Source organism: Metabacillus sp. 22489 (assembly GCF_052044855.1).
GTDB classification, from domain to species: domain Bacteria; phylum Bacillota; class Bacilli; order Bacillales; family Bacillaceae; genus Metabacillus; species Metabacillus niabensis.
The window spans coordinates 25,387-38,699 of sequence record NZ_JBQENT010000036.1 but is presented as its reverse complement, the minus strand read 5'-3'; the positions used below and the strand labels follow the sequence as shown (position 1 = coordinate 38,699).

The following is a 13,313-nucleotide window of genomic DNA, read 5'->3' as shown; positions in this document are numbered from 1 at the left end:
AATACTTACAATTCCTTTTATTTTGAGATTTCTACTTCTGTAATTGAGTGTTCTTTTAATTTTATAAGCTGTATTTCAATAAATCCGTCAATATATCTTGCTTTTGTACCCTTTCGTTTTACAGGTGCAGGTAACATAAAGGTTAAAGGTGAGATATCCTCATTTTGATTATTGATAAGCATCAATTGTGTCGTTGTATGTTGAACTTTTAAAGAGTTAATTTCTGAACTGTTAACAGCAAGTTTGACATATATATAGTCATTTGTTTCAAAAATTTCAGGAGCAGTTTGAGCAGGGAGATTTTTTGATTGATTATTTTGCATTTCACCTTGAAATGGGAAGTTTTTTGAAAAGTCATTGCCGAAGATACTAGACATAACAGTTTGGATATAGTTTTCAATTTCTTTTGGATTCATTTCTTGAAATTGTTTTGTGAATTCAGAATGGTTAAATGGAAATTGCTTATTCCAGGGAAACATATTGTCACTTCCTTAATAAGAATTCGTTATTAGCAGACTATGCATGTAAGAATGCTTCTGTTAGTAAAGCTTATAAGTTGTAGGACTTCGATTAACAAGTTTATAATGGTCAATAGGTGAATAAGAAATGAGGGAATCATATTGCAAGCATCAGACGAATTAACATATCGGAAAGGAATTATTTTTACAGCTGGCTCTTATTTACTTTGGGGGGTATTACCTCTATATTGGAAAAAGATTGACAATGTATCTTCAGGAGAGATATTAGCTCACCGAATTATTTGGTCATTTATTTTTATGCTTATTTTGCTTTCAATTCAAAAAGAGTGGGGAAATATAGTAGAGATTAGCAAAAAGCTGTTTTCGCAACCACTTGTTCTTTTATCGCTTGTATTGTCGTCATTATTAATTAGCATTAATTGGTTTGTCTACATATGGTCTGTTAATCACCACCATATTCTTGAAACGAGCTTAGGTTATTATATTAATCCGTTAATTAGTGTTTTGCTAGGAATGATATTCTTAAAGGAGAAATTAAATCTTTGGCAGAAGATATCGATGGGGCTCGCCTTTATAGGTGTACTCATTATTACACTCCAGTATGGAGAGATTCCATGGCTTGCACTTATTTTGGCTGGTAGCTTTGGTTTGTATGGATTAACGAAAAAAATGACTAAATTTAACTCGGTCATTGGTTTAACATTTGAAACATTGGTTGTTACTCCTATTGCATTTACATATGTATCAATTCTAGCTAGCGGTGGGGAGTCTGTCTTCTTTGAGTTCGATACTCAAACTAATTTGCTACTCATTGGGGCTGGAGTTGCAACTGCGATTCCATTATTGCTATTTGCTAGTGGAGCAAAACGCATTCCATTGTTTTTAGTTGGGATAATTCAATATATTTCCCCGACTATCACATTAATAATTGGAATTTTTCTCTATCATGAACCATTTACGCAAATAGAAATGATTACATTTACATTTATATGGAGTGCAATTTTACTCTTTTCTTTTTCAAATTCAAAATTATTTAAAAGAGCAGAAGTAAAGTTAATAAGAAAAAATTCTATCGGCCTTTAAAAAATGAGGAATCCAATGGAAGCAAAAGAACTATTAGCTGCGTATAAGCGATTATGGAACAATCGTACTGTCTCAAATGGAAGTAATGAGGAAGAAATACTTTTAGAGCTTGTGAAGCAAGAATTAAAGGATGAAATGACTCATCCTCGACTACGCAAAAATCATTATGAAAAATTTCACCAATCTATAAAAAGAATCATTATATCGCCATTACATGAGAAAGAAAAGTTAATGTTAATCAACGTTTATTCTCAATGTTTAGAACAATTAGTAAAAAATGATAAGGAGAAATAAATATGAAACCAATAACAAAACAAGAAGTTCAATCATATTTAGAGCAATTTTTAAACAAAGTCGTTTATATTCATCTGGAAACGACAACAGGTGCCTATAATGCACATAAGAATGAAGGGAACATGACGGTTGTTGCTTTTATACGTAATACAAAGGTCGTGTATAACCAAGCTAAAATTACCGGTAATGGTCCGTATCGTGTTGGACTTAAACTTGATGAAGGCTGGGTTTATGCAGAAGGGTTAACAGATTGGATTTATAATGATGAAAATCAACTGCTTATGGCAGGACATAATTCTGAAGGACAATTAGCAATTGCACTACAAATTAGTGAAACTCCGTTTAATTATTAAGAATATAAACTAAAGGAGATTAAATAAAATGAAAGAACATGTATTAGTAATCTTACCTCACCCAGACGATGAATCATATGGTGTTGCAGGTCTAATCGCACAAAAACGCAAAGCTGGAATCCCCGTTACATATGCTTGTGGTACTTTAGGTGAGATGGGAAGAAATATGGGGAATCCACTTTTCGCGAATCGAGAGTCATTACCAAAAATCCGCAAAAAAGAGCTAGAAGACGCATGCAAAGCGATGGACATTCAAGATTTGAGAATGCTAGGACTTAGGGACAAAACTCTTGAATTTGAAGATGATGAAAAAATTGCCGATATGATGGAAGAAATCATTGATGAAATTGAACCGTCCTTAATTGTGACGTTCTATCCAGGTCATGGGGTACATCCTGACCATGATGCATGTGGTGCAGCCGTCATCCGTGCCTTAAAACGACGCCCAAAAGAAAAACGTCCAACAACATATTGTATGGCAATTACAAATAATCGATTTGAAGCGGTTGGTCAACCTGATGTTATTCTTAATATAACAGATGTTATGGATATTAAATTAAATGCATTGAAAGCACATCGATCACAAACCGAAGGCATGCTGAAACAAATGGAAGAAAAAATCTTGAATAAGGATAAAGAAGCGATGCAATGGTTTGAAAAAGAAGTTTATTGGACCTACAAATGGGATGATTAAATAAGACAATTTATAATATTAAAGCTTAGAAAAATGACAATTTCAAAAGATGATGTACTTTTTTAATTAAAAAAGCACTTGTTCCAAATTAAGGAGCAAGTGCTTTTTGTGGGGTATAAATTAAGTTATGCTTAAAGAATATCTCTTTTGAATTATTCGAAGTCGAATCGATAAACAAATTGCACCAGCTGCAAGACCTGTTATTAATCCAATCCAATATCCAAATGCATCAAGTGATGAAAATTTTGCCAGGAAAATCCCAAAAGGGAGTCCAATAATCCAATACGAGATTAAAGCCATCATAAATGTCATATTAACATCTTTATATCCTCTTAAAGCACCTTGAATAGGAGCAGCGATAGCATCTGATAGCTGAAAGAAAATCGCGTAAATAAGAAATTCCTGTGTAAGTTTTAATACATGAATATCAGAGGTATAAATAGATGCAACTTGAGAACGGAAAAAATAAATGAACGCAGCTGAGATAAGTGATAAGGATAAAGCCATTCCGATTCCAATATAACTATATTGCTTTGCGTGTTGAAACCTTTTAGCTCCTACTTCATGTCCAATAACAATAGTTAAAGCCGTTGAAATACTTAAAGGTAGCATATATAAAAAAGAAGCAAAATTCATAGCTGCTTGATGGGATGCAATTGTAATTGTATTAAATTGGCTCATAAATAAAGTAACGGCCGCAAAAATACTTGTCTCAAAAAAGATTGCTAGTCCAACAGGGATCCCGATGATTAGAATTTCCTTCCAAGCTTTTATAGATGCACGATAGAAAGTATTAAAAATGTTAAATTTCTTAAATGGATGTTTTTTAACAACTATAATAATTGCAATAAAAGCAATACACCAATAGGTTATTGCAGAAGCAACTCCTGCACCTATCCCTCCAAGCTTCGGAAATCCTAGTTTGCCGAAAATAAACAGAGAGTTAAGTATAAAATTTATCGGGAGTGATGCTAATGTAATAAACATTGTAACCCTTGTAAAACCTAAAGCATCGATAAAGCAGCGGATTACAGCATATAAAAACAATGGGAATATTCCGAATGATAACGCAATTAAATATCCTTTAGCAATTGAGTAAACTTCTGCTTCTAAGTTCATCATATGTAATATAGGATCTACTGTAAAAAGTGAATAACTACGTTCGGTACATCATTTTTTTTATTTGCCCCCATTAATTGTGCAACAATTGGTGTAATTGCTAATAAAATACCACTTAAACCAGTATATACAGGAACCCAGAGACTTGATCCGATAGCAACTCCTGCAAGATCATTTGGATGAACCTTTCCTGACATTGTTGTATCAAAAAAATTCATCGAATATAGACCGAGCTGAGTTATTAAAACAGGGAATAGAATCTTTAATAAAGTAATGATTTTTTCTTTATTTGTTGATGCTTCTTTCATATTAAATCCTCGTTTCTAAAAAGCTAACTTTTGAATTATAACATGAAAAAAACATTTTGTTACGTTTTCAGATGTCTATTCCAACTATTATTGCCGATTTGGATGTTTATTTTCTTTTTTTGTTTCACCTTTAAACATTTGATAGTAAAAGAAGCCTAAAGATAGCACGCCTAATATACTAAATGTATATTGTAATATTTTTTGTGTAATCATTGGTAAAACCTCCATTAATAGTATGGTGCTTATCTTAGAAAACATACATTTTTTTCTAAGATTTGAATTGAGTGTTAATGGAATGATAAATTAACGACCATACTAATATTAGAGGAAGGAGTGGAATTGGTGGAAAATCCGAATACGATTGGTGAAATAAAGGAACACATTGCAACCAATTTAGAACATATAATCGAAGAAGCCCAACTAATGAGAAACTCAATAGATGAAAAAGACTATTGTCTATTATGTGAGATTGCACGAATAAAAGACAGATTTAATGCCATTCAATCATCTGCTTCCTTTTTTTATTTAAAAGCCTATATCTCAAGTTTTACAAAAAAAACAATAGAAATTGCGAAGGCATTACAAAATTTATCAGATAATCGCCATGGTGGGCTAATAATAATTGAAAGAAGTGCTCCCGTAGAGGAGTATATTCAAGAAGGGGTACAAATCAACGCAGATTGTTCAAGTCAATTAATTGAAAGTATTTTCTATCCTGGAAATCCTTTACATGATGGAGCGTTGCTAATAAAAGGGGATTATATTGTATCAGCAGCAAATGTTCTTCCGTTAACAACACAAAGCTTTGGCTCGAAAAAGGTAGGTACTAGACACCGTGCTGCAATTGGATTATCTGAACAAATAGATGCGTTAATCTTAGTAGTATCTGAAGAAACAGGAAGAATGTCTTTTGCTTTAGATGGAACTTTATATCCAATTAGCTCCTCGGAAACGAGAATTCACTAGTAAAATTATCATGAAAATATATACCTTATCAGTAATATGAATAAAAAGACCTATATAAAAAAGGGGTTAATAATTGTTTTGTCTATTTTTTGTATAAAAATGGAGTAATCCCGGAAACAAATGAGTTTTTCTCTTGCCTTTAGTTTGAAAATTTCAAAAGTATAGGTAAAATGTAACAAGTCTAATGATAAACTAATATTAATTTGAAAAAGAGTGGATTGGAATTTTCTACTCTTTTTTTGTTTGAATAGAATTTTATTGAAAAAAAGATTGTCTATTTTTACATGTTTTTGTATGATTATACTAGATTAGTAGTGTAACTTTATACCTGTTTTTATCGTTTTATATCTTTTTGCTTATTATTTTGTAGTTTTTTTTCTTTTGTTCTATTAAAATATGCATGTGAGTTGTGATAAAAGACTGGTAGTTTTTTAGGTTGTGATGAAATGTTACTTTTAACCTAGTCTATAAATTGTATCAATATACAACTTATAGTTGGAAAAATTACACAGAAATTAGGAGGTACTTTAAAGAAATGAAACAAAAACTTATCGGGCTGACTGCAACTGCTGTAGTAGGTTCATCCCTTTTTGCAACAATGGCAAACGCTGAAAGTGTAAAAGTGAAAAGTGGTGATACACTCTGGGAGCTATCAAGAGAATATAATACTACTGTACAATTATTAAAAACGACAAATGGATTAACTACAGATTTTATTAAAGTTGGTCAGGTGCTAGAAATACCTGGAAGTAAAACGACTACACCGACAAATACAAATACAAATACTTCTTCAAATACAAGTACTACAACAAAGGCTACTACTTATAAAGTAAAAGCTGGTGACTCTTTGTGGGTAATTGCAAAACAATATAATACTTCAGTAAGTGAATTGAAGAAATTAAACGGATTATCTAGTGATTTAATTCGTGTTGGACAAGTCTTAACCGTGAAAAAAACTAGCACAACGAAACCGAATAATTCGACTCCATCAAATCCTCCATCTAGTTCACCGAATACTAGTGGAACGAATACATATACTGTAAAAGCTGGAGATTCACTCTGGAAGATTGCAAATCAGTATAATGTTACTATTGGAGAAATCAAGGTAGCAAATAATTTAAAATCAGATACGATCTACGTCGGACAAAAGTTAAAGCTATCTGGAAAAGAAACTATTCAACCAGATAATAATTCTTCAGGAACAAAGGAACCGTCTAGTTCATCATCTAAAATAAATACTGTTATTTCAGAAGCAAAATCTTTAATGGGAACTCCTTACCGTTGGGGAGGGAATACGCCAGCTGGGTTTGATTGTAGTGGATTCATTTATTATGTCCTGAATAAAGTTACATCTGTATCCCGCTTAAGTACTGCAGGATATTGGGATATTATGAAGTCAGTTAATTCGCCTTCTGTTGGAGACTTTGTATTTTTCACTACTTATAAAGAAGGTCCCTCACATATGGGAATTTATTTAGGAAATAATGAATTTATTCATGCGAGTAGTTCTGGAGTTACCATTAGCAATTTAAATAACTCCTATTGGAAAAAACGTTATTTAGGTGCTAAACGTTATTTAAACTAAGAAAGAAAAGTTTAATAGATCAATTTCTAGAAGAGAGCCAGTTTTTGGCTCTTTTTCTTATAGGTATGAAGTTTATGATGGGTGAAATTTACGAGGATGTGAACAATCGAATGAAATCTTTGAATAACAGTTGATTATCTAGTATACTCGTTGAAGATTAAAGGATTTATCATTATGTGAAATGAAAGTAGGCAAAACAAATTGGAAAATATTAATTCTTATCAATTACCAGAAGAAATAAAATTACGTATACAGAAACGAAGCTTAACTACAGTTAATGATGAAGAAAAGCTTCTTATTGGTAAGGGAGGATATACACCTTCAGAGGAATCGATTTTATATGATGCAATTATTGCTCTATCTTTAGGAAAGAATGTTCTATTAAAAGGTCCAACTGGTTCTGGTAAAACAAAACTAGCAGAAACTCTTTCTTATTTATTTCAACAACCGATGCATAGTATAAATTGCTCAATTGACATGGATGCTGAGGCGCTTCTTGGCTTTAAAACAATTGCGAATCGAAATGGTGAAACAACAATTGATTTTGTGCCAGGTCCTGTTGTTAAAGCAATGGATCGTGGTCATTTATTATATATCGATGAAATCAATATGGCTAAGCCGGAAACATTACCAATATTAAATGGTGTACTTGATTATCGAAGAATGATAACAAATCCATTTACCGGTGATGTTATTAAAGGAAACGAACATTTTGGAGTTATAGCAGCGATAAATGAAGGGTATGTTGGTACGGTTCCTCTTAATGAAGCATTAAAAAATCGCTTTGTTGTGATTGATGTTCCATATATACAAGGACAGGAGTTAAAGCAAGTTTTAGCACAACAATCAAGTTTAGAAAACGAGCAATTAATTAATACGTTTACGAGACTATCAGCAGATTTGCTTACCCTTGTACAAAATGGGCAAGTTTCTGAAGAGGCTGCATCTATTCGGGCACTTATTGATACGTGTGATTTAGCAATTTATTTGCCACCCCTACGTGCAATTGAAAGAGGAATTGTCGATAAATTAGAGGATGAACGTGAAAAAGCGGCTATTCGAAATTTAGCAGAAACACTATTTGAGTGAGGTTTTCGATCTTGAGGTTTATTAAATTTAATGACGAACAAATTGATTCATTTTTATTTATGGAACTATCCGATTTAGCGAAGGCCTTGACAAAACGAAATGATGTTGAAGTTGATTATAGTGTACAATCCTACCTTGATCCGATCGAGAAGAAAATTTATGTTAGTCATTTTTGGGATCATCGTGAAAAAAATGAGACAGTTAATGGATTAAAAAGTGATGTGTTTTTACGTTGCATCGGAAATTTTCATCACACAAATTATCATGAAATAGGATTATTTATTGAAAAGACAAAACATTTAAAGTTTCCAAGCTTTGCTAGGCAATTAGCAATGCTACTTGAGGATATTCGAATTGAGGAATTGTGTAAAAAAGAACGTGCTGGTACAAAGAAAGTATTTTCAGTAAGAAGAGATTTATATCGAAAATATTTTCAAAGTCAGTTAATAATTCATCAAGAACGAAGTATTTCAACAGATGCACTTTTTAATTATCTTTATTTACAGTTAACAGCGCAATCTCCAATCAATAATCATGCAGCTTTAATTGAAAATATTCAACGGATCCTTCCTTTTCTTGAATCAAAGCTATTCCAGGTTTATGAATGTCGTTCAACTAAACAGGTGCTGAATCTTGTAACAGAAATGATGGAAGTGATCGAAGAGGTTTTAGAAAAAGATATGTTAAATACGTATTTTTTCTTAGCGGATTTACCATATGATCTGTTAGAAAATCCAATTTTGTTTGATGATTTAAAAAGAAAAACAAAATTAAAAAATAAAGATAGTTTAAAAGAAGCTAAAAAAGGTGATGAAGATGTCCATGAAAATAAACTACCAACTTGGCATAGTGAAACAAGTAAGCCAACAAAAAGTTTCTTGCAGTTCGAACTGGAACAAGGGACTAATACAACAATAAATGGGGATGGTATTATACGTGAAGGTGATGACACTGATCAAGCACTTGGTATGATACAAGGAACATCTAAAAAAGCAAAGAAGAATGACTACTCAAAATTAGAAGCACTCGAGAATAGGAAAGATAAACGAGATGCATCTAATGAGTTTGCTTATGGTCTTGAAAATAAATACGCTTATCCAGTTTTTAAAGATTCAACAACACCGACACCAGAGGAAATGGACAAGTATAAAACAAATCGAAATGAAGTTCAATTATTTCAGAAAAAATTAAAAATGATGATCCAAAAAACACTGGAGCATAAAAAAACGCTACCAAGAAACGATTTACATCTAGGAAGATTGAACAAAAAACTTTTAAGATTAGTAACAGATGAGAATCCGAAGCTCTTTTATAAAAAACAAGAAAAGGCACCACAGATTGATGCAGTTTTTACGTTACTTGTCGATTGCTCCGCATCAATGTATGACAAAATGGAGCAAACAAAATATGGAATTATTCTTTTCCATGAAACATTAAAGTCAGTACAAGTACCACACCAAATTGTTGGTTTTTGGGAAGATACAAATGAAGCATCAAAAACGCGGCAACCAAACCATTTTCATACAGTCATTTCCTTTGAAAGTTCACTTAAACAGCAATCGGGTCCTGAAATTATGCAATTATCTCCCGAAGAAGATAATCGTGACGGATATGCCATTCGCCATATGACGAAACAATTAATAAGAAGAAATGAAAAGCAAAAATTTCTCCTCGTTTTTTCAGATGGAGAACCGGCTGCGATGGGTTATGAGAGAAATGGAATTATTGATACACATGAGGCTGTACTTGAGGCAAGAAAACTGGGAATTGAAGTGTTGAATGTCTTTTTAGCTAATGGAGACATTGATGAAGCAACAAAAAAAACAATTCAAAATATATATGGTAAGTACAGTATTTTTGTCAATAAAATCGATGAGTTATCAGAACAGCTTTTTCCTTTGTTAAAGCGCTTGTTATTAAAGACAATTTAGAGAGTAATGGAATATTTTTTTCCATTACTCTCTTTTTTGTAAGAAAAACTAACGAAAGACAATTAATAATGAGGAAAATACTCTAAAATAATAAATATTGTAATTTATAGAAGGTAGATTTTTTAAGAAAATAGGAGTTGAGGATTAAATGAAAAATCATAATAATAAGCGTTTTAAGAGAGAGTGATCGTTTGTCAGGAATATAAGGCGAAAAAAGTATATATTTTTTTGAAAATTTTAATTAATGTGGGTTGGAATATAGCACTATCAATGTTAAAATAGCTTTGGAAGCGTTTTATTATCAAGCTACTATACTTTCAATGGTTAATGATATTGTAGGATAATATTATCCTTCCCGAGAAGTATCAGAATAGTTCTGATCATTTAAGAATAGTTGGGGGTAATGTTAGATGTCAGAAGGCACACTGAAGAAGAAATTCCCTTGGGAAGACTTTCATGGTCCAAACCTCGGCTATGTCATGGAACAGTATGATCGATATAAAACCGATCCTAATTCTATTGACATAGAATTAAAGGAAATCTTTGATAACTGGGGTTCTCCTTCTATACAGACTAATGAAGTAACATTTGCAACAGAAGAAACAATTAGTGCTGATAAAATGAAAAAAGTTGCAGAAGCAGTGAATCTTGCGACTAATATTCGCAGATATGGACATTTAAATGCTGCTATTTATCCGTTAGAAGAGAATAAAACGAAAAATGAATTTCTTCTTTTAGAATCATATGATTTAACAAAGGAAGACTTAAAAGAAATTCCTGCACATCTTATTTGTGAGGATGCACCAGACCATGTTTCAAATGGGCTTGAGGCTTTTCAATATTTAAAAGAAGTTTATAAAAAATCAATCGCATTTGAGTTCAGTCATGTTCACAATTATGAAGAAAAAACATGGCTTGTAAAACAAGTTGAATCAGGGGTAATCTTTAAGGATTTATCAAATGAAAAGCGTAAATCTATTTTAAAGAGACTAACGGAAGTAGAGGGATTTGAGCAATACCTTCATCGTACCTTTGTAGGTCAAAAACGCTTCTCTATTGAAGGGTTGGACATGTTAGTCCCAATACTTGATGAATTAATTTCTAGTGCTGTTGAAGTCGGCACTAATACGATAAACATTGGTATGGCACACCGTGGACGCTTAAATGTGTTAGCACATGTCCTAGGAAAGCCATATGAAATTATATTTTCTGAATTCCAACATGCTCCTAATAAAGAGCTTGTACCTTCAGAAGGCTCGATCGGTATTAACTACGGATGGAGTGGAGATGTAAAATATCACTTAGGTGCTAATAAGCAAATTAAAGATGAACATACTGTTCGAGCAAAAGTTACATTAGCAAATAATCCAAGTCATTTAGAATTTATTGATCCAATTGTTGAAGGATATACGCGAGCTGCACAGGAAGAACGCACAGAAAAAGGTCATCCAAAGCAAGATGTCAATAAAGCGATGTCAATTTTGATTCATGGTGATGCTGCATTTCCAGGTGAAGGAATCGTAGCAGAAACTCTAAATTTAAATAAACTGAATGGCTATCAAACTGGAGGAACTGTTCATATTATTGCAAATAATATGATTGGTTTTACAACTGAAAGCCGTGATTCTCGTTCAACAAAGTATGCGAGTGACTTAGCAAAGGGATATGAAATTCCGATTGTACACGTTAATGCAGATGATCCTGAAGCATGTTTAGCTGCAGTACATATCGCGATGGAATACCGAAATAAATTTAAAAGTGATTTCTTAATTGATTTAATCGGATATAGAAGGTTTGGTCATAATGAAATGGATGAACCTGCTATGACTCAGCCAAAGTTATACGAAAAGGTAAGAAAACATCCAACTGTACGTAAGATTTACGGAAATAAATTGGTTAATGAAGGTGTTTTAAAATCAGAAGAACTTGTAAAAATGAATGAAGAAGTTCAAGCTACTTTGGAAAAGGCCTATCAAAAAGTTCCTGATAAAAAAGTCTCACAAGTTCATGAAATTCAATTACCTGAATTTGTAAATAGCGGTCTACCAAAATTGAAAACATCTATCGATAAAAAGCAATTGCTTAAGTTAAATGAAGAGCTTGTAAGTTGGCCAGAGGATTTTAAAGTATTTCCTAAATTAAAACGAATACTGGAAAAGCGGGCAAAAGCACTATCAGAAGAAGGGAAAGTTGAATGGGCCTTAGGTGAAGCTTTAGCATTCGCTTCCTTACTTGAAGATGGTACACCAATTCGGATTACTGGACAGGATTCACAACGGGGAACCTTTGCACAAAGACATATTGTTCTTCATGATGTAGAGACAGGTGATTCCTATTCACCATTGCATCGATTGCGTGATGCGAAGGCATCATTTGCGGTTCATAATAGTCCGTTATCAGAAGGTTCTGTTCTTGGCTTCGAGTACGGCTATAATGTGTTTGCCCCAGAAACTCTTGTTTTATGGGAAGCACAATATGGAGACTTTGCAAACGCTGCCCAAGTGTTCTTTGATCAATTTATTGCTGCCGGTCGTGCAAAATGGGGACAAAAATCTGGATTAGTCATGCTTTTACCACATGGTTTTGAAGGCCAAGGTCCAGAGCACTCAAGCGGTCGGTTAGAGCGTTTCTTACAATTGGCAGCTGAGGATAGCTGGCAAGTAGCGAATTTAACAAATGCAGCGCAATATTTTCATATTTTACGACGACAAGCTGATTTGTTAAAACGAGAAGAAGTAAGACCATTGGTGATAATGACGCCAAAGAGTCTATTGCGAAATCCACAGACTGTTTCACCTTTATCTGATTTAAGTGAAGGAGAGTTTAAGCCTGTCATTGAGCAACCAGGACTAGGACAATCTCCTGAGAAGGTAAAAAGACTTGTGCTTTGTAGCGGAAAAATAGCAATTGACTTAACGGATAAATTAAATTCTCTTGAGGGCAATCAGGATTGGGTTCATATCCTTCGGGTCGAGGAGCTATATCCATTCCCTAAAAAGATTATTTCGTCAATTATCAGTAAATTAACTTCATTAGAAGAAATTGTCTGGGTTCAGGAAGAACCGCAAAATATGGGTGCTTGGTTATTTATCGATCCAAAACTTAGAGAAATAGCACCACAAGGAGTACCTGTTAAATATATAGGTCGAAGAAGAAGACAGAGTCCAGCTGAGGGAGATCCAAATATTCATAGAAAAGACCAAAATCGTATCGTTACTGAAGCGTTAACTTGGGAAAAGAAATAAGGGATTTTTTTCCTTTTTCTTGAAAAAAAGGCGAAAACAAGGCAAATCTTTGAAGGCATGTATAAAGACATGTGGGGATAATCTCCCCACTAACAAAATTAAGGAAAAAGTGGGACTTACTAAGTTTAAAACCAAACATTTACATCATATGTAATGTTAGTTTTGTT

Annotated in this window: 11 protein-coding genes and 1 pseudogene; 9 read left to right on the top strand and 3 right to left on the bottom strand. The window is 33.1% G+C overall.

Annotation, left to right across the window (positions count from 1 at the left end; genetic code table 11):
* Positions 1–17 precede the first annotated feature (17 nt).
* Positions 18–479, bottom strand: a complete 462-nt coding sequence (locus ACTJJ9_RS18570; RefSeq protein WP_095301255.1) for an Hsp20/alpha crystallin family protein — start codon at positions 477–479, stop codon at positions 18–20.
* 141 nt (positions 480–620) lie between these two features.
* On the opposite strand from ACTJJ9_RS18570, the gene rarD reads away from it, so the two are divergent.
* From rarD to bshB2, 4 genes are read left to right on the top strand one after another with little or no spacing between them, the layout of a single operon-like run.
* Complete coding sequence (gene rarD / locus ACTJJ9_RS18565) at positions 621–1,562, top strand: EamA family transporter RarD (RefSeq protein ID WP_095301254.1); 942 nt, start codon at positions 621–623, stop codon at positions 1,560–1,562.
* Between the two features lie 15 nt (positions 1,563–1,577).
* Complete coding sequence (locus ACTJJ9_RS18560; protein WP_095301253.1) at positions 1,578–1,856, top strand: hypothetical protein; 279 nt, start codon at positions 1,578–1,580, stop codon at positions 1,854–1,856.
* A gap of 2 nt (positions 1,857–1,858) precedes the next feature.
* Complete coding sequence (locus tag ACTJJ9_RS18555) at positions 1,859–2,209, top strand: YojF family protein (RefSeq protein WP_095301252.1); 351 nt, start codon at positions 1,859–1,861, stop codon at positions 2,207–2,209.
* 28 nt (positions 2,210–2,237) lie between these two features.
* A complete protein-coding gene (bshB2, locus tag ACTJJ9_RS18550; protein ID WP_095301251.1) occupies positions 2,238–2,903 on the top strand; it encodes a bacillithiol biosynthesis deacetylase BshB2 in 666 nt (221 codons plus the stop codon).
* 120 nt (positions 2,904–3,023) lie between these two features.
* Here bshB2 and ACTJJ9_RS18545 read toward each other — a convergent pair.
* Both ACTJJ9_RS18545 and ACTJJ9_RS18540 read right to left on the bottom strand, forming a co-directional pair.
* Positions 3,024–4,330 (bottom strand): annotated as a pseudogene (locus ACTJJ9_RS18545) (MATE family efflux transporter).
* Between the two features lie 87 nt (positions 4,331–4,417).
* Positions 4,418–4,543 (bottom strand): hypothetical protein, encoded by a 126-nt coding sequence (locus tag ACTJJ9_RS18540; protein WP_255451909.1) that lies wholly within the window; start codon positions 4,541–4,543, stop codon positions 4,418–4,420.
* 129 nt (positions 4,544–4,672) lie between these two features.
* Here ACTJJ9_RS18540 and cdaS point away from each other — a divergent pair, with 129 nt between their 5' ends.
* The 5 genes from cdaS to sucA all read left to right on the top strand — a co-directional run bounded on the left by cdaS (position 4,673) and on the right by sucA (position 13,146).
* A complete protein-coding gene (gene cdaS / locus ACTJJ9_RS18535; RefSeq protein WP_249922007.1) occupies positions 4,673–5,296 on the top strand; it encodes a sporulation-specific diadenylate cyclase CdaS in 624 nt (207 codons plus the stop codon).
* A gap of 535 nt (positions 5,297–5,831) precedes the next feature.
* A complete protein-coding gene (locus ACTJJ9_RS18530) occupies positions 5,832–6,881 on the top strand; it encodes a peptidoglycan endopeptidase (protein ID WP_145584061.1) in 1,050 nt (349 codons plus the stop codon).
* A gap of 237 nt (positions 6,882–7,118) precedes the next feature.
* Complete coding sequence (locus tag ACTJJ9_RS18525; RefSeq protein ID WP_233452188.1) at positions 7,119–7,970, top strand: ATP-binding protein; 852 nt, start codon at positions 7,119–7,121, stop codon at positions 7,968–7,970.
* Between the two features lie 11 nt (positions 7,971–7,981).
* Positions 7,982–9,901, top strand: a complete 1,920-nt coding sequence (locus ACTJJ9_RS18520; RefSeq protein WP_095301247.1) for a vWA domain-containing protein — start codon at positions 7,982–7,984, stop codon at positions 9,899–9,901.
* Between the two features lie 410 nt (positions 9,902–10,311).
* Positions 10,312–13,146: a 2-oxoglutarate dehydrogenase E1 component gene (gene sucA / locus ACTJJ9_RS18515; RefSeq protein WP_145584066.1), complete on the top strand. Its 2,835-nt coding sequence runs from the start codon at positions 10,312–10,314 to the stop codon at positions 13,144–13,146.
* Positions 13,147–13,313 lie beyond the last annotated feature (167 nt).